Annotated in this window: 23 protein-coding genes; 11 read left to right on the top strand and 12 right to left on the bottom strand. The window is 60.7% G+C overall.

Translation table 11 applies throughout. The features are described from left to right. The first annotated feature begins 60 nt into the window (after positions 1–60). From ACO6TG_RS09260 to ACO6TG_RS09250, 3 genes are read left to right on the top strand one after another with little or no spacing between them, the layout of a single operon-like run. Positions 61–1,017, top strand: a complete 957-nt coding sequence (locus ACO6TG_RS09260) for an ABC transporter permease (protein ID WP_094072135.1) — start codon at positions 61–63, stop codon at positions 1,015–1,017. Between the two features lie 10 nt (positions 1,018–1,027). After that, complete coding sequence (locus ACO6TG_RS09255) at positions 1,028–2,092, top strand: ABC transporter permease (protein ID WP_422377911.1); 1,065 nt, start codon at positions 1,028–1,030, stop codon at positions 2,090–2,092. A gap of 2 nt (positions 2,093–2,094) precedes the next feature. Further along, positions 2,095–3,747: an ABC transporter ATP-binding protein gene (locus ACO6TG_RS09250; protein ID WP_422377910.1), complete on the top strand. Its 1,653-nt coding sequence runs from the start codon at positions 2,095–2,097 to the stop codon at positions 3,745–3,747. Between the two features lie 82 nt (positions 3,748–3,829). Here the strand turns inward: ACO6TG_RS09250 and ACO6TG_RS09245 are convergent, their stop codons facing one another. From ACO6TG_RS09245 to ACO6TG_RS09205, 9 genes are all read right to left on the bottom strand, one after another. Then, the gene (locus ACO6TG_RS09245; RefSeq protein WP_422377909.1) at positions 3,830–3,952 is read right to left on the bottom strand and encodes a hypothetical protein; all 123 of its coding nucleotides are present in this window, start codon (positions 3,950–3,952) and stop codon (positions 3,830–3,832) included. 184 nt (positions 3,953–4,136) lie between these two features. Further along, on the bottom strand, positions 4,137–4,928 hold the full coding sequence (gene hpaI / locus ACO6TG_RS09240; protein WP_422377908.1) for a 4-hydroxy-2-oxoheptanedioate aldolase: 792 nt from the start codon (positions 4,926–4,928) through the stop codon (positions 4,137–4,139). 9 nt (positions 4,929–4,937) lie between these two features. Next, on the bottom strand, positions 4,938–5,744 hold the full coding sequence (hpaH, locus tag ACO6TG_RS09235) for a 2-oxo-hept-4-ene-1,7-dioate hydratase (protein ID WP_422377907.1): 807 nt from the start codon (positions 5,742–5,744) through the stop codon (positions 4,938–4,940). Further along, a complete protein-coding gene (locus ACO6TG_RS09230; protein WP_422377906.1) occupies positions 5,741–6,595 on the bottom strand; it encodes a fumarylacetoacetate hydrolase family protein in 855 nt (284 codons plus the stop codon). The genes hpaH and ACO6TG_RS09230 overlap by 4 nt, the downstream gene beginning before the upstream one ends. Further along, positions 6,592–8,010 carry a pyridoxal phosphate-dependent decarboxylase family protein gene (locus ACO6TG_RS09225; protein WP_422377905.1) on the bottom strand — a complete coding sequence of 473 codons (1,419 nt, stop codon included), beginning with the start codon at positions 8,008–8,010 and terminating at the stop codon, positions 6,592–6,594. The genes ACO6TG_RS09230 and ACO6TG_RS09225 overlap by 4 nt, the downstream gene beginning before the upstream one ends. Positions 8,011–8,018: 8 nt before the next feature. Beyond that, positions 8,019–8,999: a 3,4-dihydroxyphenylacetate 2,3-dioxygenase gene (gene hpaD / locus ACO6TG_RS09220; RefSeq protein WP_422377904.1), complete on the bottom strand. Its 981-nt coding sequence runs from the start codon at positions 8,997–8,999 to the stop codon at positions 8,019–8,021. Positions 9,000–9,016: 17 nt separating this feature from the next. Next, entirely contained in the window at positions 9,017–9,871 is an 855-nt protein-coding gene (gene hpaD / locus ACO6TG_RS09215; protein WP_422377903.1) for a 3,4-dihydroxyphenylacetate 2,3-dioxygenase, read from the bottom strand. Positions 9,872–9,895: 24 nt separating this feature from the next. Next, the gene (gene hpaE, locus ACO6TG_RS09210; protein WP_422377902.1) at positions 9,896–11,410 is read right to left on the bottom strand and encodes a 5-carboxymethyl-2-hydroxymuconate semialdehyde dehydrogenase; all 1,515 of its coding nucleotides are present in this window, start codon (positions 11,408–11,410) and stop codon (positions 9,896–9,898) included. Positions 11,411–11,413: 3 nt separating this feature from the next. Then, a complete protein-coding gene (locus ACO6TG_RS09205) occupies positions 11,414–11,800 on the bottom strand; it encodes a 5-carboxymethyl-2-hydroxymuconate isomerase (RefSeq protein WP_422377901.1) in 387 nt (128 codons plus the stop codon). A gap of 102 nt (positions 11,801–11,902) precedes the next feature. On the opposite strand from ACO6TG_RS09205, the gene hpaR reads away from it, so the two are divergent. Further along, entirely contained in the window at positions 11,903–12,355 is a 453-nt protein-coding gene (gene hpaR, locus ACO6TG_RS09200) for a homoprotocatechuate degradation operon regulator HpaR (protein ID WP_422377900.1), read from the top strand. 292 nt (positions 12,356–12,647) lie between these two features. Here hpaR and ACO6TG_RS09195 read toward each other — a convergent pair whose 3' ends face one another. From ACO6TG_RS09195 to ACO6TG_RS09185, 3 genes are read right to left on the bottom strand one after another with little or no spacing between them, the layout of a single operon-like run. After that, positions 12,648–14,003, bottom strand: a complete 1,356-nt coding sequence (locus ACO6TG_RS09195) for an aminotransferase class III-fold pyridoxal phosphate-dependent enzyme (RefSeq protein WP_422377899.1) — start codon at positions 14,001–14,003, stop codon at positions 12,648–12,650. Continuing rightward, positions 14,000–14,680, bottom strand: a complete 681-nt coding sequence (locus ACO6TG_RS09190; RefSeq protein WP_422377898.1) for an HAD-IA family hydrolase — start codon at positions 14,678–14,680, stop codon at positions 14,000–14,002. The genes ACO6TG_RS09195 and ACO6TG_RS09190 overlap by 4 nt, the downstream gene beginning before the upstream one ends. After that, a complete protein-coding gene (locus tag ACO6TG_RS09185) occupies positions 14,670–15,455 on the bottom strand; it encodes an IclR family transcriptional regulator (protein ID WP_422377897.1) in 786 nt (261 codons plus the stop codon). Before ACO6TG_RS09185 ends, ACO6TG_RS09190 begins: the two co-directional genes overlap by 11 nt. A gap of 255 nt (positions 15,456–15,710) precedes the next feature. Between ACO6TG_RS09185 and ACO6TG_RS09180 the strand changes: the two genes are divergently transcribed. From ACO6TG_RS09180 to ACO6TG_RS09150, 7 genes are read left to right on the top strand one after another with little or no spacing between them, the layout of a single operon-like run. Beyond that, entirely contained in the window at positions 15,711–16,646 is a 936-nt protein-coding gene (locus tag ACO6TG_RS09180; RefSeq protein WP_422377896.1) for a tripartite tricarboxylate transporter substrate binding protein, read from the top strand. A 48-nt stretch (positions 16,647–16,694) separates the two neighbouring features. Further along, a complete protein-coding gene (locus tag ACO6TG_RS09175; protein ID WP_422377895.1) occupies positions 16,695–17,240 on the top strand; it encodes a tripartite tricarboxylate transporter TctB family protein in 546 nt (181 codons plus the stop codon). Positions 17,241–17,247: 7 nt separating this feature from the next. Continuing rightward, entirely contained in the window at positions 17,248–18,774 is a 1,527-nt protein-coding gene (locus tag ACO6TG_RS09170) for a tripartite tricarboxylate transporter permease (protein WP_422377894.1), read from the top strand. 6 nt (positions 18,775–18,780) lie between these two features. After that, positions 18,781–20,268: an aldehyde dehydrogenase gene (locus ACO6TG_RS09165; protein ID WP_422377893.1), complete on the top strand. Its 1,488-nt coding sequence runs from the start codon at positions 18,781–18,783 to the stop codon at positions 20,266–20,268. A gap of 11 nt (positions 20,269–20,279) precedes the next feature. Further along, positions 20,280–21,584, top strand: coding sequence for an aspartate aminotransferase family protein (locus tag ACO6TG_RS09160; protein WP_422377892.1), 1,305 nt, complete (start codon positions 20,280–20,282; stop codon positions 21,582–21,584). Continuing rightward, positions 21,581–22,528 (top strand): homoserine kinase, encoded by a 948-nt coding sequence (locus tag ACO6TG_RS09155; protein ID WP_422377891.1) that lies wholly within the window; start codon positions 21,581–21,583, stop codon positions 22,526–22,528. The genes ACO6TG_RS09160 and ACO6TG_RS09155 overlap by 4 nt, the downstream gene beginning before the upstream one ends. Positions 22,529–22,537: 9 nt before the next feature. Further along, positions 22,538–23,770 (top strand): Tm-1-like ATP-binding domain-containing protein, encoded by a 1,233-nt coding sequence (locus ACO6TG_RS09150; protein WP_422377890.1) that lies wholly within the window; start codon positions 22,538–22,540, stop codon positions 23,768–23,770. The last annotated feature ends 3 nt before the right edge of the window (positions 23,771–23,773 follow it).

The raw sequence follows: 23,773 nt of genomic DNA, 5'->3' as shown, positions 1-23,773 counted from the left end.
GTTCCCGATAGATGTCCGGCCAATCAGAGGGGTGCCGGGCTTTCTATTCTGGAGGGACAAATGGGGGACATCCTACGGCTGGTCTTGAAGAGACTTGGCTTGGGTGTGATCACGCTTTTCGTGGTTTCAATCCTGATTTTCTTTGCGGTCGAGCTTCTGCCGGGCGACATCGCGCAGGCCGTTCTCGGCCAGGGGGCAACGCCCGAGACCGTTGCGGCGCTTCGTGAAAAACTCGGCCTCGATCAACCGGCCATTTTGCGCTACTTCCAATGGCTCGGCGGCGCCCTGACGGGCGATTTCGGTGTGTCGCTGGTTTCCGGCGAACGGGTCAGCGCAGCCATCAGCGACCGGTTCATACAGACGCTGTTCCTGGCGACCTATGCCGCGGTGATCGCCGTTCCGATCTCCATCATTCTCGGCATCATCGTCGCGCTCCTGCGCAACACGCTGTTCGACCGCGTCGCCAACGTCGTGACCCTGACCTCCATCTCCTCGCCGGAATTCTTCCTCGGTTACATCCTGATCCTCTATCTGGCCGTGAAGACCAACTACTTCCCGGCCATTGCCAGCCTCAGCGCCGACATGACCTTCGGCGAGCTGCTGCATCGCACCTTCCTGCCGGCACTGACGCTGGTCCTGGTGGTGACGGCGCACATGATGCGCATGACGCGGGCGGCGATCATCAACCTTTTGGCGTCGCCCTATATCGAAATGGCCCGGCTGAAGGGCGTGCCGCCCTGGAAGGTGATCGTCAAACACGCCCTTCCCAATGCCTGGGCACCGATCATCAACGTGGTTGCGCTCAATCTTGCCTACCTCATCACCGGTGTGGTCCTGGTGGAAGTGGTCTTTGTCTATCCAGGCATCGGCCAGCTTCTGGTGGACGCGGTGGCCAAACGCGATTTCCCGATCGTGCAGGCCTGCTGCCTCATCTTCGCTGCAACCTTCATCCTGCTGAACCTGGCAGCCGATGTCGGGGCGATCCTGACCAATCCGCGCTTGCGGCATCCGAAGTGAGGGCAGCGACATGAGCACATTCGTCATCGGATATTATGCGCTGCTGATCGGGGCCTCCTGTCTTGCAGCCTATTACAAGCGGCGGGAAATCTTCCTGCTGATCTTTTCTCTCACCCTGATCTCCTTCGTGATGGGGATCATCGGCGGCGTGCCGGCGCTGCGGTTCATCACCACGGCGGCGGGCCTTCTGGCGCTTGCCGCCGGAACGTCCTATGCGTTCCGCGAATTCCTGATCCTGATCACGCCGGTAGGCGTTGCCAAGGAACTCCGGACCGCTCCGCTCACGGCGGCCTTCGGCATGTTCGTGATCTTCACCTATGCCATTGCCGGGATATTCGCGCCGGTCATCGCTCCTTTCGGCGAGGCGGAAGTGATTTCCTCGGCCTTTGCGCCACCAGATGAAAACATGCTGCTCGGAGCCGATCAGCTTGGCCGAGACATGTTCAGCCGGATCATCTACGGAGCACGCAACTCCGTTGGCCTGGCGCTCATGGCGACGACCCTGGCCTTCGTCATGGGGGCCATGGCCGGATTGCTGGCCGCCACCAAGGGCGGCTGGTTCGACCAGTTCATGGGTCGGTTCGCGGATGTGATCATGTCCGTGCCGTCGCTGATCTTCTCGCTGCTGATGCTCAGCATCTTCGGCACGAACCTCGTCGTGATCGTGATCGTGGTCGCGGTGATCTATGCGCCGCGTGTTTTCCGTCTGACCCGAGCCGTCGCGGGCAACGTTGTGGTGATGGACTATATCGAAGCGGCAAAGCTGCGCGGGGAGGGCACCTGGTACCTGATCCGCAAGGAAATCCTGCCGAACTCGACAGCGCCACTGATTGCCGAGTTCGGTCTGGAATTCTGCTTCGTGTTCCTCTTGATCGCAGGTCTTTCGTTCCTGGGCCTGGGCATTCAACCGCCCACCGCGGACTGGGGCTCCATGGTGCGTGAAAACGCGACCCTGATCTCGTTCGGAGAACTGACGCCGCTGATCCCGGCCGCCGCGATTGCGCTTCTGACGGTCGCGGTCAACTTTGTCGTCGACTGGATGCTGTTCCGGTCCTCCGGCCTGAAGGAGGTTTGAGCATGGTTCCGAAGAAAGACGTGCTCCTGCAGATCAAGGATCTGCGCATCGAAGGCTACTCGGACGAAAAATGGGTCGAGATCGTCCACGGGGTCGATCTCACCCTGCATAAAGGTGAAGTGCTCGGCCTGATCGGCGAGTCCGGTGCCGGCAAATCGACCATTGGTCTTGCGTCGATGGGCTTTGCGCGCGACGGCTGCCGGATTTCCGGTGGTTCGATCGAGTTTGACGGCATGGAGCTGACGACAACGCCGGAATCCGCCCTGCGGGCCCTGCGCGGGTCGCGGATTGCCTATGTGGCACAATCGGCGGCGGCGTCGTTCAATCCGGCGCACAAGATCATTGACCAGCATACCGAGGCACCGATCCAGTACCGGATCCAGAAACGTGTCGAGGCGCAGGAAGATGCCATGGAGCTCTATGAGCGGCTTCGCCTGCCCAATCCGGGGGAGATCGGGTTCCGCTATCCGCACCAGGTGTCCGGTGGCCAGCTGCAGCGTGCCATGACGGCCATGGCCATGGCCTGCCGCCCGGACCTGATCATCTTCGACGAGCCGACAACCGCGCTGGACGTGACCACCCAGATCGAGGTTCTGGCCGCGATCCGCGATATTGTCGACCAGTTCAACACGGCGGCGATCTACATCACCCACGACCTGGCGGTGGTGGCGCAGATGGCGGATACGATCAAGGTGCTGCTGAAGGGGGAAGAAGTCGAGGAAGCACCAACCGCGCAGATGCTCGATACGCCCCAGCAGGATTACACCAAGAGCCTGTGGGCGGTGCGCAGCTTCAAGCGCCCGCAGAAATCGCGTCCGGCGGAAGCAAATGCGGTGCCGATCGTCTCGGTCCAGGGCATTGATGCGGCCTATGGCAAGGTCAAGGTGCTGGACGATGTCTCCTTCGACATCTATCCGGGCATGACGGTCGCCGTCGTGGGCGATTCCGGCTCGGGCAAGTCGACCACGGCCCGCTGCATCACGGGTCTGCTTCCGCCCACAAAGGGCAAGATCCTCTTCAACGGTGAGGAATTGCCGCCGCGCTATCAGGACCGGAGCAAGGATCAGCTGCGCCAGGCGCAGATGATCTACCAGATGGCCGACACCGCGCTCAATCCGAAGATCCGGATCAGCGACATTATCGGCCGGCCGGCGCAGTTCTATAGCGGATTGCACGGCGCGGAGCTGAAGAACCGGGTGGACGAGCTTCTGGACCTGATCGAGCTTGATCCGGCCAAGTTCTACAATCGTTATCCGCCCGAACTGTCAGGTGGCCAGAAACAGCGTGTCGGCATCGCCCGCGCGCTGGCGGCAGACCCAGCCTTCATCATCTGCGACGAGGTGACCAGCGCCCTCGATCAGCTGGTGGCGGAAGGCATCCTGAAACTGCTCGACAGGCTGCAGGAGGAGTTCAATCTGGCCTACATGTTCATCACCCATGATCTGGCGACGGTTCGTTCCATCGCCGATGAAGTGGTGGTGATGCAGAAGGGCAAGGTGGTTGAACAGGGGCCGAAGGACAAGATGTTCACGCCGCCGCATCACCCATACACCGACCTGCTGTTGTCATCGGTTCCCGAGATGGATCCGAACTGGCTGACAACGTTGCTCGATGAACGGGGCACGGATGCCATTGGTGAGGCGGCTGACGTTTGAAGCAGGCCGGAAAAACAAACACCCCCGGATCAGCTGATCCGGGGGTGTTCAAAACTCGGAACCACGCGTGTGGCAGGACGGTTCAGCCGACCATCAGATAGCCGGAAACAACCATCGCACCGACAATAAGCGCATAGATACCGACCAGCGCCGGCCAGGTCCCGCTGTGCTCCTTGTACTCGCGAATGAGATCATCACGTGTCATGCCGATCTCCTCTTCTGCCTGCCGATTGTGCAGGATGATGGCTGTTTGATCTTTCGCGACACTTAAGCGAGACAAGTTAAGAATTCAATGCGGGATTCGGCGAATCTCACCCCTAATTTCGCATAACAGCCCTGCAAAGCTCTGCTTTTTTGCAGAGCACAAAACGGGTGTTGGGTTAACCTGTCTATTCTGCCGATAGGGTTATTCGCAGCTCCCGCGATGCTTCGGCAGCCTTGCGGATTGCCGCAGCATAGAGCGTGACGTCGATGCTTGTTGCAACAAACAGGGAGCCGAGTTTCAGGCAGGTGGCGGCAAAATCGGCATTGGTGGTCAGGATGCCCGGCGCCTTGCCGGCCGAGCTGATCCGCGTGAGCGCGTCCGTGATCGTGGCGACGACGTCCGGGTGCATGGGCTCACCGATATGGCCCATGTCGGCAGCGAGATCCGCCGGACCAATGAAGACACCATCGACGCCCTCAACGGAGAGAATGCCGTCCAGTTCGGCCAGGCCTGCGCGGTTTTCGACCTGGAGAAGCAGGCAGATTTCGGCGTCGGCCGTCTTCAGGTAGTCCGGAATGGCCGAAAATCCCGAAGCACGGGCAAGGGCTGACCCAACACCGCGCATGCCCTGCGGCGGATAGCGGACCGCGCGCACAAGTTCTTCGGCCTGAGCCTTGCTTTCCACTATCGGGATCAGCAAGGTCTGGGCGCCGGCATCCAGAAACTGCTTGATCAAGGTGGTGTCGCCGATCGGCAGCCGAACGACGGGCTTGCTGTCCGAGGCCTCCACGACCCTGAGCTGGGCCATCATGGAACGCAGGTCGTTGGGCGCGTGTTCACAGTCGATCAGCAGCCAGTCGAAACCTGCGCTCGCCGTGATTTCCGCGACATAAGGATCGGCGAGACCGACCCAGCATCCCATCTGGACATCGTTGTTCTTCAAGGCGGCTTTGAATGTGTTCACCGGTGCAGGCATTATCTTTCCTCAGGCAAAAGAGCAGGAGACCGAGCCGAAGAGGCCGAAATCGGCGTGGATTTCAGTACCGGACGGGCATTCTACCGGCCGGATGAAAGAGCCGGACAGAATGACCTGGCCGGCTTCAATCGTCTGGCCGTATCCTGCCATGCGCCGGGCCAGCCAGACCACACTTTCCACCGGATCGTTGAGAACGCCGGCGCCGAGGCCGGTCTCCTCGACCTCGCCGTTGCGGGAGACAATTGCTCCGACCCAGCGGAGGTCGAGCGTGTCCGGATCATGTTTTTCCGTGCCGAGTACAAGGCCCGCATTGGCGGCGTTGTCGGCGATCGTGTCGAAAATCCTGCGGGCCTGACCGGTTTCCGGATCGACCCGCTGGATGCGTGTATCCAGAATTTCAAGGCTCGGACAGACGTAGTCGGTTGCCGCCAGAACCTGGCCTCTGGTGACCGTGTCGCCGCCCAAAGGTGCCTTCATCACGAAGGCGATCTCCGCTTCGATGCGTGGCTGGATGAAGCGGGTTTTCGGTATGGCGCCAGCGTTTTCAAACAGCATGTCGTCAAAGAGAACGCCGCTGTCGGGAATGTCGATCTTGAGCGCATCCTGCATGGCCTTCGACGTCAGGCCGATCTTCCAGCCGATGACCTTGCGCCCGGCATCCAGCTTGGCCCTGGCAAAGGCATTCTGGATGGCATAGGCGCCGTCCATGTCGAGATCCGGGTGGCGTTTCGTCAGAAGGCCGATTTGCGTCAGAGACTGCTCTGCGGTGAGCAGGTCTGCAGCCGCCTGTGAGATATCCGTGTCGGAGAGCCTCATTGTTCGTCCTCCACACCGTTCCTCAGAAGACCGATCCCGTCCACTTCGATCTCGACCACGTCGCCGGGTTTCAGATATCGGGGCGGGTCGAAGCGGGCGCCCGCACCCGTCGGTGTGCCGGTCACGATGATGTCGCCGGGCTGAAGGGTCATGAAGGTCGAGATATAGGCGATCTCTTCCCGGATCGGGAACGTCATGCGCTTCAGATAGTCGTCCTGTCGGACCTCGCCGTTGACGCGGGTGACGAGGCGCGCCTCGTCCAGCTGTTCTGCCCTTTCGAAAGGCACCAGCCAGGGACCCATGGCACCGGATTTGTCCCAGTTCTTGCCCTGGGTGACATTGAATTTTGCGTGACGCACCCAGTCGCGGATGGTGCCCTCATTGCAGAGTGTCAGGGCACTAATGTGGTCATAGGCGTCTTCGGGCCTGATGCGCCGTCCGGCCTTGCCGATGACGATGGCAACTTCGCCTTCGTAGTCGAGTGTGTGATTTTCGGGCGGCCGGATCAGCGGCCGGTCATGTCCGGTGAACCCGCTGGCAAAGCGCGGAAACAGGGACATGTATTTCGGCTGGCTGCTGCCGTCCTTGTATTCCGCATTCCGGTAAGGGAAGTTGACGCCGACACACAGGATTCGCGGTGCATTGGGCAGAACCATCTCATAGATGACGTCCGCATGCGTGACAGGTTTGTCAGCTGCTGCGTCGATGAGGTCCTGTAGGCCGCCTGCACGCAGGGCGTCGTAGAGCGTCGGCCAATGGAGGAACTGGGGCGACAGCGCGATCATGCCATCGTCGGTCACCGCGCCGTAAAAGGTCTCACCATTGACGCTGTAGGTCGCAAGGCGGTTCATGAGGGCTCCAGGTTGCGGGCAACATCCGTGATGACGTCAAAGGCATAGGCAACGTCCTCTTCGGTGCAGTCGAACTGGCCGACCTGAAACCGGATGACCTTGGCGCCCTCGAGGAGAGTCTGGGTCAGATAGATCCGGCCATCGTCGTTGATGGCATCGACAAGGCGTTGATTGAGGGTGTCGAGATCCGCCGCGCCAGCGGGTGCATGGCGAAAGCTAAAGAGCGAGAGGACCGGTTCGGAAGTGATTTCGAAGTCCGGTTCGGCGCGCAGGCGCTCGGCAAGTTTTCCGGACCAGGCAACATGGTTGCGGATGCGCTGACGCAGGTCTTCCAGTCCGTAGGAGCGGATCAGGAACCAGAGTTTGAGAGCCCGGAAGCGGCGGCCTAGCGGGATCGACCATTCGGAATAGTTGATGACACCGTCATGGCCATGTGTCTTCAGATATTCCGGCCGGATCGCCAGCGTGCGCACCAGGTCTTCCGGATCGCGGACAAAATGCGCCGAGCAGTCGAACTGGGCGCCCATCCACTTGTGCGGATTGAAGACCATGGAATCAACACCGTCGACACCGGTCCAGAGCTCCCGGTACTCCGGCACGATCATGGCCGCTCCCGCCCAGGCGGCATCGAGATGGACATAAAGGCCATGTTCCCTGGCCACCTTGACTACGGCGGTAACGTCGTCTGACGCGCCAACGCCGGTGCCGCCGGTACAGGCAATGATGCCGGCCGGCAGGTACCCTTCTGCAAGGTCAGCTTCGATGGCGTCCCGGAGCGCCTCCGGATCCATGGAGCGGTTCTGTCCCTTGACGGGGATCCGCACCAGATTGTCTGCACCGATGCCGGAAATCCAGATGGCACGGTCGATCGACGTGTGCACTTCGTTGGAGGCATAAACACGCAGCGTCTTCTGGCCGGACAGGCCGGATGTATTGCCATCCCAGTTGAGGGCCTTTTCGCGCATGGTCAGGACGGCGGCGAGCGTTGCGGTGGAGGCGCTGTCCTGGATCACGCCGGTGAAATTGTCCGGAAGACCGACGGCCTGGCGCAGCCAGTCCATCATCTTCGTTTCCATTTCCGTTGCCGCCGGTGAGGTCTGCCAGAGCATGCATTGGGCGGCCATCGCGGTGACCAGCTGCTCGGCGAGAATGGACGGCGGCGAAGCGTTGGCCGGGAAATAGGCAAAGAATCGCGGATGCTGCCAGTGGGTCATGCCTGGCAGCACGATCTTTTCGAAATCGGCGAAAATCCGCTCCATTTCTTCGGCGAGTTCAGGTGGTGCCTCCGGCAGCGCATTCAGGATCTGGCCCGGCGCAACCTGTGCGCGGACGGGCCGGGTACGGAGAGAGCGGTGGTAGCCCGCCGTCCAATCGGCAAAACGACGGCTCCACGAAGCAAAATCGGTCCAGTTCATATGACCACCTATGGCGCAACGATGGGCTGGGCCGCAAGGCTTGGTGCCCTGACGTCGGTTCCTTCAAAAACCGAACCTTCCTCGAACCAGCTTTTGGGGGCAGGTGCACCCCAGAGGGTCTGGCGCTGCGGGTCTTTCAGATCCCATCTGATCGGCTCCAGGTCCGGATCGACCGTCTGGTAGTCGGAACAGTAGATCTCGATTCGATGGCCATCCGGGTCGCGGATATACAGAAAGAAGGCATTGGAAATGCCGTGACGGCCCGGGCCGCGTTCAATATTGGCAACCCATCCGGTGGTTGCCATCAGGTCGAGCAGGTCGATGATGTTGAGCGGGGTCGGCACCCAGAAGGCGGTGTGGTGCAGGCGCGGTCCGCGGCCATTGGTAAAGGCGATGTCATGGACGCCGCCCTTGCGATGGGTCCAGGCGGCCCAGAGCCGGCCGCTCTCCTCGTCTTCGGTGTATTCGGTCACGCGGAAACCGAGCTCGTTGTAAAAGGCAACCGACGCATCGACATCGGGCGAGAAACAGTTGAAGTGATCTATCCGGAGCGGCTTCACGCCTTTGTAGAGCGCGTATTGCTGATGGATCGGCGGCAGGCGGTCCATCCTGGAATAGAATTCCAGCGGGATGCCGTGCGGATCGCGTGTGCGGAAGGTCCGCGACTGATAGGGGCGCTCGACCCAGTCCACAGGAAGTCCCTTTGCCTTGAAGAAATGTTCCGCCTTGTCGAGATCTTCTTCGCTGAAGACCTTGAAGCCGAGATCGCGGGCACAGGCGGCCTCTTCCTTCCGCAGGACCAGACAGTGATGACCGCGTTCTTCCATGGCGCGCAGGTAAATCACGTCGCTGCTTTCGTCGGTCACCTGCAGGCCAAGCGTGTCGACATAAAAGGCACGGCTCTTCTGAAGGTCCGTGACGGCGAGTTCGACATGGCTCAGACGGACAACGTTGAAGGGTGGATAGAGATTGGGGGCGGGGATGGGCATGGGCTGTCCTGAAAAGCTTACTGTACCGGGAAGATGACGTTGGTCTGGCCGGTGCCGGAACTTGGGAAATAGTCTGTCACGACCTCGCATTCGGCGGTATAGCTATCCCAGCCGAGCGCACCGTAAAGCATAGCCGTATCGTGCATGGATCCTTCGCCGCAGCAATGTTCTGCGTATTCGGGAAGCATCTTCAGGAAGGTGGCGTGATCACCGCGTTGCCACATGTCGAGCACATGCAGATCGACCTGGCGATTGAATTCCGACGAGATCGTGAAAGTGCCGTTGTTGGCGGCGTAGTCCCTGTTTGCCCAGATCTTGTGGCTGAGCGAGCCTGAGGCGACCAGCAGCACCTTTTCGTCGCTTGCCTCGACAGCGGCGCGGATCGCTTCGCCGACGAGCCGGCTTTCATCATGGCCATGGACCGTGCACCAGGCGGCAACCGACACCACCTTCATCTTGTGTTCCCGGCTCATGAACCGCATCGGCACCAGGGTGCCGTATTCCAGTTCCAGGCTGTCGAGGTGATGGGCGAGCGTGTGGGCGCCCCGGTCCGACGCCTCTTTGGCGATGGCATCGCCCAGGGCCGGATTGCCTTCATAATCGTAAGGCAGGTTCTGAATGAAATGCGGAAATTCGTTCGAGGTGAACAGACCCTCGAAGCGGTTGTTAGCGTTGATATGGAACCCCGCATTGATCACCCAGTGGGTGTCGCAGACGATGGCCGTGGTGGCACCGAGTGCCTTGGCGCGACGGGCAATTTCTGCGTGGCCGTCAATGGCCGGCTGGCGCTTGCCTTCAACTGGGCCGGGCTGTTCCGACATGAGCATGGTCGGCACATGCGTTACCTTGGCCGCAAGAACGATTTCTCCCATTTTGTCCTCCCAGAACGGCGTTTGTCAGTTGGCGCCGAGGCGCGGTATGGCATGCTGGCCGGTGGCCAGGCCGATGTGTTTTTGTTCCATGTAGAAGTCGAAGGACCAGTCGCCACCGTCGCGGCCGATGCCGCTGGCCTTGACCCCGCCGAAGGGGGTCGGCAGGTGGCGGACATTTTCCGAATTCACCCAGATCATGCCGGCTTCCAGCTGGTGAGTGAAACGCAGGGCGCGCGTCAGGTCATTGGTCCAGACATAGCCGGTGAGGCCATAGGGTATGTCATTGGCGATCTGGAGCGCTTCGTCTTCGGAAGAAAACCGGATGCTGGTCAGGACCGGACCGAAGATCTCCTCCTGGGCGATCTGCATGGAATTGTCGGCACCGGTAAAGAGGGTCGGGCGGACGAACCAGCCCTGATCGCCGTGACGCTCGCCGCCGGCAGCGATGGTCGCGCCATTTTCCTTGGCAATGCCGAAGTAGCTGGTGACCTTGTCGAAGTGGGTCTTGTGGATCAGAGGGCCGATTTCGGTCTTCGGGTCGAGCGGGTGGCCGACCTTGATCCTGTTGACACGTTCGACCAACCTTGCCTCGAACGCATCGGCAATGGTGTCCTGCACCAGGAGGCGGGAAGACGATGTGCAGCGCTCGCCGTTCAGCGAATAGATCATGAAGATGGCCGCATCCAGTGCGCGGTCGAGATCGGCATCTTCGAACACGATCACCGGGTTCTTGCCGCCCAGTTCAAAGTGGACACGCTTCAGTGTCTCCGCTCCCTGTTTCATGATCATCGAACCGGTCCGGCTCTCACCCACAAAGGCGATTGCCTTGATGTCGGGATGTTCGGTCAGCGCCTTGCCGGCGTCCTCTCCGAAACCGTTGACCAGGTTCCAGACACCTTTCGGCAGGCCGGCCTCTTCCGCGATTTCCATAAGTATGCGCGCGGTCAGGGGAGAAAACTCTGCCGGCTTGTGGACCACCGTACATCCGGCGGCGAGCGCCGGTGCGATCTTCCAGGTGGACAGCATGAAGGGTGTGTTCCACGGGGTGATCACACCCACCGGGCCGATGGGGACACGTGTTGTTATGTTCATGAGGGTCGGAGATGGCAGAGCCTGGCCGTCCCGGGCGCCCGGTGCCTTGTCGGCAAAGAAGCGGAAATTTTCTGCACCGCGCAAGGCGGCCTTGGACATGAAGCGGAGCGCCTGGCCGGTGTCCCAGCATTCACACAGCGCGATTTCTTCCGCCCGCTCGACAATGCCGTCAGCAATCCTGTGCAGGATCTTCTTGCGCTCCGAAGCTGCCATGTCGCGCCAGGCGGGGAAGGCGTTTTTTGCCGCTTTAGCGGCCGCGTCGATGTCGGCTGCGCCGCCCTTTGCGACCTCGCAGATCAGGCTCTCATCGACGGGCGAACGGGTCTGAAAGGTTTCTCCGGAGGCTGCGGCAAGCGCTTTTCCGCCGATCTGATTGAGGATGCCGCTTTCCTGGAAACGAGCCAGGTAGCCGGTCAGTTTGCCGAGATTGGTCTCAAGGTCGGACATGGTTCAGACAGTTCCCAAATGGTCGCGAATGGTGCCCGTCTTGGGCGAAAGGTTCGGATCGATGTCACGCATCTCCAGGGAAAGCGCGAGCGAACTGGTGGACAAAACGGGGGTCAGAAACGCTTTTGCAGCCTGAAACAGGCGCTGGGCCGCTTCCTGTTTGACAGCATCCGACCGCCCGGCGCGCAGGCGTACGGAAATGTCGATGAAGCCGTGTTTCGGGTCGCCATCGGCGATGGAAAAGTGCTCGCACCGGATGGCGCGGACCCGCAGACCCGGCATTGGAAAGACGTCGATCAAGGCGGCCTCGGCACGCAAATGATTGCACAGAGCCTGCATATCGAGCCGCTCTTCCAGATTGGCGGAATAGTCCAGCGTGATATGCGGCATCGGATTTCCTTAACAGTGCAATATTTGCTATGTTAAATATATTCCGGCAGGCTTGTCAAACTTATTATGTTAAATAATCGGCAGACTCGCTATGGACCTTGCATGACTGAAAACGAAAATCCCATGGGTGGCCAGGCGCTGCCTTCCACGCGGCGCTCCATTCCGATTGCGCTGATCCGTGCCCGCGAAAAGGTGATGACGCCGATCCGCGAAATGCTGGCCGACAGTGGCATTACCGAGCAGCAATGGCGGATCCTGCGGGTGCTGGAGGAATTCGGGCCGCAGGACGCGTCCACCCTGGCCGAGCGTGCCTGCCTGCTTTTGCCGAGCCAGACACGGATCGTGCAGACGCTTCTGGAAAAGGGATTGGTCACGCGTCAGGCGGATGAGAAAGACCGGCGCAAACAGACGGTGGCCATCACCGATGCCGGCCGCGCTATCATCGAGGAGAAGCTCGATGATGCGAAGGCGATTGCCGCAAGGATCGAAGAGGTCATCGGCAAGGAAAAACTGGCACAGCTACTGGATATTCTGGAGGACTTTCAGAAGCTTTAGGTGGATTTTCCCGGGTGCGATTTCCAACCCAGCGTCCTCCTGAGGAGCGCGCCTGCGCGCGTCTCGAAGGATCGGTTGCACACTCCCGAACACGTTGCCGCTCCTTCGAGACGGGCCTTTTGGCCCTCCTCAGGATGACGATGGTGTTTGTGCCGGCAGCAGGAGTGTCAGGGTGCACCGCATCGTTAGCCACTCCGGAGCGCTGCGGACAGGATTGGGTCCCCGATCGCGCTTCGCTTGTCGGGGACCGCCACCGGTGGGGAGGCAGAGCAATCGTCCGCTCCGTCGCCGTTCAGTCCGACAGGGCCTTGAGTCCCGTTTCCACAGCCGACAGGATCTTCGAGACATGCTCTGCGGTCAGGATGAGGGGTGGTGAGAAGATGGCGTTGTTGCCGGAGACGCGGATCATGACGCCGTCTTCATAGGCGGCCTGTTGCAGTTTCAGCGGGATATCCTTGCCGACAGGCTTCTTGGTGGCACGGTCCGAAACCAGTTCGATGGCGCACATCAGGCCTTCACCGCGCACGTCGCCAATGAGTTCGTATCGTTCCTGCAACCCTTTCAGGCCGCCCAGCAGCTCCGGGCCGCGGGCGGCGGCATTTTCATGCACCTTGAGGCGCTTGATTTCAGCAAGGGCGGCGAGCGCAGCTGCCGCACCGACCGGATGTCCGGAATAGGTATAGCCGCTGTCGATGGAAGCGACGCCAGAGGCATCGCTCTCGAAGACCTCGGCGACCTGTCCGGAAATCATCACCGCCCCAAAGGGGAAATAGCCATTGGTGATCGCCTTGGCGGTGCACATCAGGTCCGGTTTGACGCCCCAGTGACGGGCGCCGCTTTCAGACCCTGTGCGGCCGAATGCGGTGATGACCTCGTCGGAGATCAGCAGAATGCCGTTCCTGTCGCAGATCTCGCGCACCATCGGCATGAAGCTCGGATGGGGCGGCATGACACCGCCGGCACCCAGCACAGGCTCCATGATGAAGGCGGCGATCGTGTTGGCGCCCTGGAAGGCGATTTCGTCCTCGAGCGCCGCGGCGCAAAGCTGGGCGAGCCTGGCCGGGTCGCTCTCGTTGAACGGATTGCGGTAGGTGTAGGGTGCGGGAATGTGAAAACAGCCCGGCAGCAGCGGTTCATAGGCATTGCGGAACTTGCCGTTGCCATTGACGCTGGCGCCGCCGAAATGGGTGCCGTGATAGCCCTTTTTCAGGCTGATGAACTTGGTGCGTCCGGCTTCGCCGCGGATCCGGTGATACTGGCGGGCCAATTTGAGTGCGACTTCGACGCTGTCCGAACCGCCCGAGGTAAAGAAAGCGCGGGTGAGGCCGTCGGGTGCAAAGAACTCGGCCAGCTCATAAGAAAGCTCGATGACCTTGTCGTTGGAGGTGCCGCGAAAGATCGAATAATAGGGAAGCGCGTCCAGCTGTGCGGCAATCGCTTCTTTTACCGGGGCGCAGGAATAGCCCAGATTGACGTTCCAAAGGCCGCCGACCGCGTCGATGACCTCATGACCATCGACATCGGTGATGAAGACATCGCGGCCGCCGGTCAGGATGGTCGGCAGGTTCGACTGACTGTCGGAGGGATGCGCCATCGGGTGCCAGACATGGCGGGCGTTGTTTTCCTTCAGGAAGTTGGAGTCCTTCATGTCATATCTCCTTGGGTAAGCAACGGCAGGCCAAGAAGGCGCAGCGCATCGTCATATGATTGGCGTGGGGTGAGGACGTCGAAATGAACGGATCTGAGGCCGGCAGCCTCCGCACCGCGAATGTTGCGCAGCTGGTCATCCACAAAGACGCAGTTGGCCGCGGGCAGGCCGAGCTTGTCGAGGCAGTGCTGATAGGCGCGCGGGTCGGGTTTCAGAATTCTGGTATAGGTGGCGTCGACGATAACGTCGAAATCCTTCAGGAAGGCGAGTTGCTCGCGGAATTCCGAGCCGTAGAACAGATCGAGTTCGTTGGAGAGGATGGCGAGTTTGCAGCTGGCATGCCGCGCGGCGTCAATGGCGGCCAGGGCTTCCGGTCGCATCACGGCATCCGGATCCGCACCGCGGGCGGCCTTGACGAAATCCGCCATTTCCGTGAACGGACGGCCGGTGAGGTCTGCAACTTCACGTGTCCGGATACGCCAGTAGTCGCGTTCCGTGATCTCGTCTCGCTGCATGGCCTGCCAGAGCGGATCGGACGGCGGATCGAAGGGGCCGCGCCATGTGAGTGTTCCGGCGGCAAGGCCCAGTGCCATTTCGGTCAGAGCGTGGGTTTCGAACAGGGTGCGTGTGACAACGCCGCCGAAATCCAGAACCAGGGCTTTTTGATCATGCGGCATGGTGCCAGATCCTCTGAAGGTCGGTCGGAACAAGCCCGCCGAGTTTTTCGGTGACCTCGGCGGCCGTCCGGATCAGGTGGCGCCGGATGTCTGATTTCAGGTCTTCGGTCATGCGCACCGTTGGAGCGGCAACGGCAATGGTGCCGATCGCCTCCAGGCGGTCCCCGAAAATAGGTGCCGCAAAAGACGAGACGTGCTCCTCAAAACCCTGGTCGACAAAGGCAATGCCGTTTTCGCGCACGATTTCGACATTCTCCTGCAGCTGTTTTGCACTGGTGATCGAATGACGTGTCCAGGCCTTCAGGGGAGATCGCAAAAGATCTGTCAGAAGCTGCTCCGGTCCGAAGGCCAGCATGGCAAGTCCGGAGGCGGTGGCGTGGAGCGGCAACAGCTCGGCCTCGTCGAAATAGACCCGGGTGCCGTGGATCAGGGCGTCGTGATGATAGAGCGGTGACAGGTGGTCGCCTTCGCGCAAGGAGACATGAACCAGCTCACCAAGCTCTGCCGCCAGATGTTCCACCAGCGGGGCCACGAGCGTGCGCGCCGGGAACAGACGCTCGCGCACGGCGGCGAGACGCAGGATGGCCGGTCCGAGGCGGTAACCCTTGGTGCCGGGGTTCTGCTCCAGAAAACCATTGGCAGTCAGCTCCACCAGGTGGCGATGCACCGTCGCCTTGTCTTGACCCGACAGTTTGCGGAAGTCGGTCAGGCCGATTTCCGGACGGCTTGCCGAAAAGTGGTTCAGGAGGTTCAGCGCCTTGGTGATCGTTCCCATCGAAAGAAGGTTCCGCCTGTCTGCGTGTCTGTATCGGTGTTGTGATCTTGACATGTAGTTTCATTTGAAACAATATATTTTTGATACTAAGGGTTCAATAAATGAACCAATTGAGAGGAGGAGGTGAGGCATCCTCTCGCAAATTGGAGGTTGACACAAGCTTACTTAAGATCACAATATTTAACAAAACAAATAAAAGCAGATCAAGACCGGCACCAAGCCCGGCTGTCACCTGACCAGAAAGAGGGATTTGAAATGAGGAAACATGCCATCGCCCTGACGGCGGCGACTCTGATGTCCGTGACGGCCGCATTGGCCGAATACCCGGAAAAACCGGTCTCCTTTGTCGTGCCCTGGCCTCCGGGCGACCTTGAGGATGTGCTGACGCGCCTGATCGCGGACAAGTTCCAGGAGATGTACGGCGTTCCGGCTGCCGTGGTGAACAAGCCGGGTGGCGGCGGCGGTCCGTTCCCGGGGGCTGTCGAGGTCGCGACCGCGCCGGCAGATGGGTATACGATCGGATCCTTCGTCACCGACGTGCCGATCGGCGGGCCGCAGATCGGCATTCCGGAACTGTCGCCCAACCCGTTCGAGCCGATCGGCATTTTCATGACCTATCCGTTCGTCATCGCGGCCGGTGCCGACGCGCCTTATGACAGCTGGGAAGAGCTGGCCGCCTATGCCAAGGACAACGACATCGCCCTCGGCCATTTCGGTGCTCCGCTGCCTCCGACCCAGATTACCTTTGCTGCGGCCAAGACATCCGGTTTTGACTTTGCCAGCGATGCGGCCTTCGACGAGCTGAACTGCAACACCTTGGCGTCCGGCGATGTCGATGTGATCAACACAACGCTGCAACTGGTGCAGCCCTGCCTTGGCGATATCAAGGTGCTGGCAAGCATCGGCAAGGAGCGCACGGCCCTGACGCCGGTCGTGCCAACGGTTCAGGAGATCAATCCGGAGCTCTCCGTCTCGCTCTGGAACGGGCTGTTCGTCCACAAGGACGTCCCTGAAGAGGCACGGCTTAAGATTTCGGCCGCCGCGCGAGAGGCGCTGAAGTCGCCGCAGGCGCTTGACCTGATCGGTCAGACCGGCGTGCTGATCTACTGGCAGGACCCTGTGCAGTCTGCGCAGCAGATCGAGGCGGATGCAGCTGTTCTCGGCAAGATCTCCGAGTTGCTCGAGCAGTAAGTCCAAACTGGCCGGCCGGCACTTTCTGTGCCGGCCGTCTTTGGAGGGATGGACGTGGCGCATATCAAGACGCTTCAGGAACTGTTCAAGCGTTACCGCCGTCCAGGCGATATCGTGTTTGCGGTCCTGTTTCTGGCCTTTGCCTTGTTTTTGCTCTGGAAGCTACCGGGAGAAACCGTCTGGGCCAAGCGCACCAAATGGTTTGCGCAGCCACGGTTCTGGCCGGCTGTCGCTGTGGGCGGCATGGTGCTGTTTGCCAGCCTGCACTTCATCGGCTCGCTCTGTTCCAAACGCATTCCGGGACGCTGGCGCGAAGTCGGCTTCTGGCTGGTGTCGCTCGAATACGTGCTCTACTTCCTGATCTACGTCGTGCTCGTGCCGCAGATCGGGTATCTGCCGGCAACTCTTCTCTTCACTATCTTCCTGACCGTTCGAGTAGGTGAGGCCACACCGCGAAATCTGGCAGCGGCAGGTGTGTTCAGCATCGCTGTCGTCGTGATTTTCCGCGCCTTCCTGCAGGTGAAGATCCCTGCCGGTCACATCTACGAGGCGCTGCCCGACGGCATCCGCGCCTTTGCCCTGACCTATCTGTGAGGACCGGATGGATATACTTCTTTCCAGCCTATCCATGCTGGCCCAGTGGCAGGTGCTGGTGGCGCTTGTCATCGGCTCCATCGGCGGTGTCATCATCGGAGCTATCCCGGGTGTTGGCGCGGCGGTTGCCATCGCGATCCTGCTGCCTGCCACCTTCGCGTTCGAGCCGATTGTCGGCCTGACGCTGCTTCTGGGCGTCTATGGGTCCTCCATGTATGGCGGCGCCATTCCGGCGGTGCTGATCAACACGCCGGGGACCGCGGTCAATGCCCTGACCACGTATGATGGGTATCCGATGACCAGGAAGGGGCAGGGGCACCGGGCCCTGTCGCTGGCCTATTCGGCGTCCTTCTTCGGCGGCATCTTCTCGATCCTCTGCCTGATCGTGCTGTCGCCGCTGCTGGCGATGATCGCGCCGCATTTCGGCAGCCGGGAGATCTTTCTGGCGGCGTTGATGGGCATCATTCTGGTGGTGGTGGCCCACCGAGGTCAGGTGTTCGCTGCGGGCATGCTGGCCTGTTTCGGTATCCTCCTGAGCACCGTCGGTCTGGAACCGGCGAAATACACCAAGCGTTTCACCTTCGATCAGAGCTGGCTGACATCCGGCGTCGACCTGATCGTCGTCGTGCTTGGCCTGTTTGCGATTTCGCAGGCGTTGCTGCTTCTGGTGGACAAGGAGCATCACCCGGGCTCGGCCAAGGTCGGCGGCAATCTCTTTTCCGGTCTGAAAGAGTTGCTTGGCTTCAAACGGGTGGCCTTCGTCTCCTCCGGCTTCGGCGTGTTGATGGGCATGATCCCGGGCGTTGGCGAATTCACCGCTCAGTTCCTGTCCTATACGCATGCCCAGAAGACCTCGAAAACGCCGGACTTTTTCGGCAAAGGGGCGCCGGAGGGACTGATTGCCTCCGAAGCTGCCAACAACGCCGTCCCGGGCGCTGCCATGATCCCGCTTCTGGCGCTGGGCATCCCGGGCGAAGCGCTGACGGCGATGATGTTGTCGGTTTTCTATGTCCACAATGTCGTGCCGGGCCCGCAGCTGTTCCAGGGACAGCTCGACTTTGTCATCGCGCTTTACCTGGCCCTGATCGTGCTGAACGTGATCGTGCTTGCCTTCCTGCTGTCCTCAACCGGACTGCTTCTGAAGATCATCCAGATCCCGACCCGTTTCCTCGGCATGATGATCCTGACGCTTTCCTTCGTCGGCGTCTATTCGCTGCGCAATTCGGTGACGGACTGCGCGCTCGCTGCCGGCTTCGGTGTGTTCGGTCTTGTGCTCAAGCGGCTCAATCTGCCGATTGTGCCGATCATTCTGGGCATGGTGCTCGGCGGCATCATGGAAGTGAAACTGCGCACCGCGATGGCGCGGGTGAAGACGCCACTCGACTTCATCGACCGGCCGATTGCCGCCTTCCTGTTTGTCATGATCCTCCTGATCCTTGTCCTGCATGCGCGCGCGGTGATCCGCGAGCACAAGGCGCGCAAGGTGCGCGAGCTGGTCGAAGACGCTTCAGAAACCTCCACGCAGCAAGGGTGATGCCACATGCTTGACCAGAGCAGAATTGATCCGCTGCGCCACGCAGCGATTGCCGAGCGGGGTCATTTCATCAATGGCCGAACGGTGCCGGCACAAGATGCCAGGACGCTGGATGTCCTGTCGCCGATCGACGGCAGACCCTTCACGCGCATTGCGTCGGGCAGTGCGCAGGACGTGGACCAGGCGGTCGCGGCCGCGCGTGATGCCTTCGAGGATGGCTGCTGGTCGGGCGCGGCACCTGCCGCACGCAAGAAAGTGCTGCTGAAACTGGCCGACCTGATTGAGCAGAATGCATTGGAGCTCGCCGTCCTTGGGGTGCGTGACAACGGCACGGAAATCTCCATGGCCTTCAAAGCCGAGGCGCTGTCGGCGGCAGCTTCCTTTCGCTATTACGCCGAAGCGCTCGACAAGATTTACGGCGAGATCGCACCGACGGCAGATAACGTGCTCGGCCTCGTGCACAAGGCGCCGGTCGGTGTTGTCGGTGCGATCGTGCCGTGGAATTTCCCGCTGATGATTGGTGCCTGGAAACTCGCACCCGCACTTGCCACAGGCAATTCCGTGGTGCTGAAGCCCGCTGAAACAGCGTCGCTCAGCCTGTTGAGGATCGCCGAGCTTGCCTCCGAGGCCGGACTTCCGGACGGTGTTTTGAATGTGGTAACCGGGTCGGGAGCCGTGGTCGGCGAGGCGCTGGCCCTTTCCATGGATGTGGATGTGCTGGTGTTCACAGGATCGGGCGTGACCGGCCGGCGGCTTCTGGAATACTCCGCGCGCTCCAACCTGAAGCGCTGCTATCTGGAGCTCGGCGGCAAGTCGCCGAACATCGTCTTCAATGATGCTGCCGACCTGGCGAAGGCTGCCAAGGTTTCGGCCGCCGGCATCTTCCGCAATTCCGGCCAGGTCTGCGTCGCAGGCTCGCGCCTTCTGGTGCAGGAGGACATTCACGATGACTTCGTTGCCGCACTTTGCAATGAGGCAGAAGCTCTGAAGGTTGGTGACCCGCTTGATCTTTCCAGTCAGATCGGTGCCGTGCATTCCTTGGCCCAACTGGAAAGCCATTTGCGGTTTGTCGAAACCGCGGAGGCAGAAGGGGCGGAATGCCGGACCGGCGGGCAACGCATCCTGGAAGACACCGGCGGGTATTACATGGCGCCGACTGTAATGACTGGCGTCAAGGCGACAGACACGATCGCGCAGAAGGAAGTCTTCGGTCCTGTGCTTGCGGTGACCTCCTTCAAGGACGAAGCCGATGCCATCCGGATCGCCAATGCGACGGAGTATGGCCTCGCGGCTGGCGTCTGGACGGCGGATCTTGGGCGGGCGCACCGGATGATCAGGGCCGTGCGATCCGGGGTCATTCACGTGAACACCTATGGCGGTGCGGATCTGACCGTGCCGCTCGGCGGCCTGAAACAGTCCGGCAACGGCCACGACAAGTCGCTGCATGCGCTCGACAAGTATGTCGATCTGAAAACCGCCTGGATCCAGCTCTGAAAGGATTTCCGATGACAGGCCTTCCCCGGTCCAAGACGTCAGAGTTGCTGGACAGACGTGCCCGTCTGCTGGGGCCGAATGTCTCCACCTTTTATGACGAGCCGGTTCACGTGGTGAAGGGGGACGGTGTCTGGCTTCAGGATGCTGACGGGCGGAGATATCTCGATTGCTACAACAACGTTCCTCATGTCGGCCATTGCAACAAACGGGTCGTTGACGCGATCTGTCAGCAGGCAGCGACCCTGAACACGCATACGCGTTATCTGCATGAGGGTATTCTGGACTACGTTTCGCGGCTTACCGGGACCTTCGCAGAGCCTTTGTCGACAGCAATCCTGACCTGCTCCGGATCTGAGGCCAACGATATTGCCTTGCGCATGGCGGAAGGCATGACAGGCAAGCGCGGGATTGTGGCCACAGATGCCACCTATCATGGCAACACGACACTGGTCAGTCATCTGTCCAGAAGCAACATTCCAGAGGTCGGGTTCGGGCTCGGCGGCTATCTGCGCCATGTGGAAGCTCCGGACAGCTACAGGATTTCTGATCCGGACGGCCAACGGTTTGCGTCAAGGGTAAAAGATGCCATCGATGATCTGGAGGCGTCCGGGATCGGCTTTGCCGCCCTAATCGTCTGTCCGCTGTTTCTGAACGAGGGGTTTCCGACACAGGCAGACGGATGGTTGCAGCCCGCCGCGGAGGTGGCGCGCAGGGCAGGTGGACTGCTGATCTGCGATGAAGTGCAGTCGGGCTTTGGCAGAAGCGGCAGTCATTTCTGGGCGCATCAGAAACAGGGCGTGACGCCGGACATCGTCACTCTTGGCAAACCGATGGGAAACGGTCACCCGGTGGCAGGTGTTGTGACCCGTTCCGACATCATGGCCTGTTTCCGGGCCTCGTTCCGGTATTTCAACACCTTCGGTGGCAACCCGGTATCCTGCGCGGCCGCACAGGCCGTTCTTGACGAGCTTGAGGCCAACGATCTTCAGGGCAATGCTCTAAGGATCGGGCGTCTGGCGGCCGAGCGACTGTCTGAGCTGGCACAAAAATACGAGGTCATCGGCGACGTTCGTCAAAGCGGCATGGTGTTTGGAGCGGAATTCGTGCTGGACCGCGAAACCAGAGAACCTGCAAGCGCATTTGCGGACAGGATCGTCAATGCGCTCCGGCAGAAGGGCATCCTCCTGAGCAAGCTTGGGCGTTATAAGAACACGCTCAAGATCCGTCCGCCTATGATCTTTGGCGAAGAGCATCTCGATTTGCTGATCCGGACACTGGACGAAACGCTGGCTGAAGTGCCGCTGGTGCCGGCATGAAAGACATCGCGTCGCGCGCCCTGTCTTTATGGGCACTGAAGGACGCCGTCTGCGAGTTCGTCGCAGGGCGGGAAAACCAGGTCTACCGGGTCTCCAGCGACCGCGGTCGGTTTGCGCTTCGTTTGCGCCGGCCGGGCTATCGCTCCGAGGCCGAACTTCTCTCCGAAACGTGCTGGCTGTCCGCACTCTTTGATGCCGGATTGCCTGTGCCGCAACCTGTGCCGACACAGGCCGGAAAGTTGCTGGATCACGTCGACGGCCATTTCGTGGACCTGATTACCTGGCTCGAAGGGGTGCCGCTTGGCAGCAGCGGTCAACCGCTTGCATTGGACAATCCGGAAAAAGTCTTTCAGGCACTCGGGAGCCGGATGGCCGAGCTTCACACGCTGTGTGATGTCTGGTCTCCGCCAAGCGGATTTGTGCGATGCGCCTGGGACGTGGAGGGCCTGCTCGGTGAGGCGCCGCTTTGGGGCCGGTTCTGGGAAAACCCAACGCTTGACGCGGAAACCGCGGCGCTGTTGTCCAGATTTCGTGACCGGGTCCGGCACGACCTTCACGTCAATGCAGAAAGGCTCGACTATGGCCTGATACATGCGGATCTGGTGCGAGAGAATGTCCTGCTCGGGCAGGGCGGCTTGTGCATGATCGACTTCGATGACGGCGGGTATGGCTACCGGCTGTTCGATCTGGCCACCGCTCTGGTCAAAAATCTCGGCGAACCGGACTACCCGAACCTGAAAGCCGCGCTGCTTGCGGGGTATCGGGAGCGGCGATCGCTGGACACCAGACTGCTGGACCTGTTCCTCGCGGTGCGCGCTGCAACCTATGTGGGATGGATCGTCCCGAGGCTGCATGAAAGCGGGGCGGAGGAACGCAACACCCGCTTCATCGCCTGCGCCCGGCAATTGTGTTCTGAAATTCTCGATACATCTGAAACCGTGTGAGGACGGCCCATGACCAAGACAATTCTGTCCATTGGCACCTATGACACCAAGAATGCCGAGCTGGAGTTCATAGAACAGACCATTCGCGACCAGGGCGGCGCCGTGCTGACCATGGATGTCAGCGTCCTGGGTGATCCTGAAGCCCCGACCGATATCTCCAAGCACGACGTTGCCAAGGCCGGAGGCATGACGATCGAGGACGTCATTGCGCAAGGCGATGAAAACAAGGCCTTTCAGGTCATGGCACGTGGCGCTGCCAGGCTGGTTGCGGAGGGCCATGCGCAGGGCCGGTTCGACGGCATGATCGCGCTTGGCGGCACGATGGGCACGGACCTGGCACTCGATTGTGCGCAAGCCTTGCCGATGGGGGTGCCGAAATTCATCGTTTCCACCGTCAGCTTTTCGCCCTTGATACCACCAGAGCGCCTGGCGCCGGACATTCAGATGATCCTGTGGGCCGGCGGTCTCTACGGCCTCAACGGCATTTGTAAATCCTCGCTGGCCCAGGCCGCCGGTGCCGTTCTCGGGGCGGCGAAGGCCGCGCAGCCGCCGGACCGCTCCAAGCCCTTGGTGGGCATGACGTCGCTTGGGTCCAGCTGCCTCAGCTACATGAAGGTGTTGAAGCCCGCGCTGGAAGACCGTGGTTTCGAGGTCGCCGTATTTCACTCCACGGGCATGGGCGGCATGGCGTTTGAAAGCCTGGCGCGAGAGGGCGCCTTCTGCTGCGTCATGGATTTCTGCCAGCAGGAATTCGGCAACATGCTGGCAGGGTCCCTGGTCAGCAGCGGACCGGACCGGTTGACCAATGCCGGCAGGAACGGCACGCCGCAGATCGTGGCGCCGGGAGCGCTGGATCTTGTCGACTTTGCCGGTTGGCAGGAAATCCCTGCGCAATATGCCGACAGGCCGTTTCACGAGCATAACCGCCTGATCAAGAGCTCGGTCTTCAATTCCGAAGAGCGGCGACAATGGGCGCGCGAACTGGTTGATCGCCTGGAGGCCGCAATCGGCCCGACCCATCTGCTGTTGCCGCTTGGCGGGATCGAGGCCTGGGACCGGGAGGGGGAGGAGGCGCATGACCCGGAAGGGCTTGCAGCTTTCATTGACGAGACCCGGAAGGCCGCACGCGGTCGCATCGACGTGACCGAAACAAAAGCCCATATCAACGACGGAGAATTCTGCGCGGCAGCTCTCAAGGTGTTCGATGGTTGGGTTGCGGACGGAACCGTCAAGACGGGGTGATCT

The organism is Roseibium sp., assembly GCF_965233565.1.
In the GTDB taxonomy this organism is placed as follows: Bacteria; Pseudomonadota; Alphaproteobacteria; order Rhizobiales; family Stappiaceae; genus Roseibium.
The sequence above is the reverse complement of the archived record's forward strand: the minus strand, read 5'-3'. Positions and strand labels throughout refer to the sequence as shown.

Bases quoted from the DNA above. Each gene is read 5' to 3' on its own strand.
- ACO6TG_RS09185 (WP_422377897.1), bottom strand. From the start codon at position 15,455: ATGGGAACGATCACCAAGGCGCTGAACCTCCTGAACCACTTTTCGGCA.
- ACO6TG_RS09160 (WP_422377892.1), top strand. From the start codon at position 20,280: ATGACAGGCCTTCCCCGGTCCAAGACGTCAGAGTTGCTGGACAGACGT.
- ACO6TG_RS09250 (WP_422377910.1), top strand. From the start codon at position 2,095: ATGGTTCCGAAGAAAGACGTGCTCCTGCAGATCAAGGATCTGCGCATC.
- ACO6TG_RS09155 (WP_422377891.1), top strand. From the start codon at position 21,581: ATGAAAGACATCGCGTCGCGCGCCCTGTCTTTATGGGCACTGAAGGAC.
- ACO6TG_RS09190 (WP_422377898.1), bottom strand. From the start codon at position 14,680: ATGCCGCATGATCAAAAAGCCCTGGTTCTGGATTTCGGCGGCGTTGTC.
- hpaD (WP_422377904.1), bottom strand. From the start codon at position 8,999: ATGCCCATCCCCGCCCCCAATCTCTATCCACCCTTCAACGTTGTCCGT.
- hpaH (WP_422377907.1), bottom strand. From the start codon at position 5,744: ATGAGGCTCTCCGACACGGATATCTCACAGGCGGCTGCAGACCTGCTC.
- hpaD (WP_422377903.1), bottom strand. From the start codon at position 9,871: ATGGGAGAAATCGTTCTTGCGGCCAAGGTAACGCATGTGCCGACCATG.
- ACO6TG_RS09195 (WP_422377899.1), bottom strand. From the start codon at position 14,003: ATGAAGGACTCCAACTTCCTGAAGGAAAACAACGCCCGCCATGTCTGG.
- hpaR (WP_422377900.1), top strand. From the start codon at position 11,903: ATGACTGAAAACGAAAATCCCATGGGTGGCCAGGCGCTGCCTTCCACG.
- ACO6TG_RS09225 (WP_422377905.1), bottom strand. From the start codon at position 8,010: ATGAACTGGACCGATTTTGCTTCGTGGAGCCGTCGTTTTGCCGATTGG.
- ACO6TG_RS09170 (WP_422377894.1), top strand. From the start codon at position 17,248: ATGGATATACTTCTTTCCAGCCTATCCATGCTGGCCCAGTGGCAGGTG.
- ACO6TG_RS09230 (WP_422377906.1), bottom strand. From the start codon at position 6,595: ATGAACCGCCTTGCGACCTACAGCGTCAATGGTGAGACCTTTTACGGC.
- ACO6TG_RS09180 (WP_422377896.1), top strand. From the start codon at position 15,711: ATGAGGAAACATGCCATCGCCCTGACGGCGGCGACTCTGATGTCCGTG.
- ACO6TG_RS09150 (WP_422377890.1), top strand. From the start codon at position 22,538: ATGACCAAGACAATTCTGTCCATTGGCACCTATGACACCAAGAATGCC.
- ACO6TG_RS09205 (WP_422377901.1), bottom strand. From the start codon at position 11,800: ATGCCGCATATCACGCTGGACTATTCCGCCAATCTGGAAGAGCGGCTC.
- ACO6TG_RS09255 (WP_422377911.1), top strand. From the start codon at position 1,028: ATGAGCACATTCGTCATCGGATATTATGCGCTGCTGATCGGGGCCTCC.
- ACO6TG_RS09260 (WP_094072135.1), top strand. From the start codon at position 61: ATGGGGGACATCCTACGGCTGGTCTTGAAGAGACTTGGCTTGGGTGTG.
- ACO6TG_RS09165 (WP_422377893.1), top strand. From the start codon at position 18,781: ATGCTTGACCAGAGCAGAATTGATCCGCTGCGCCACGCAGCGATTGCC.
- hpaI (WP_422377908.1), bottom strand. From the start codon at position 4,928: ATGCCTGCACCGGTGAACACATTCAAAGCCGCCTTGAAGAACAACGAT.
- hpaE (WP_422377902.1), bottom strand. From the start codon at position 11,410: ATGTCCGACCTTGAGACCAATCTCGGCAAACTGACCGGCTACCTGGCT.
- ACO6TG_RS09245 (WP_422377909.1), bottom strand. From the start codon at position 3,952: ATGACACGTGATGATCTCATTCGCGAGTACAAGGAGCACAGCGGGACC.
- ACO6TG_RS09175 (WP_422377895.1), top strand. From the start codon at position 16,695: ATGGACGTGGCGCATATCAAGACGCTTCAGGAACTGTTCAAGCGTTAC.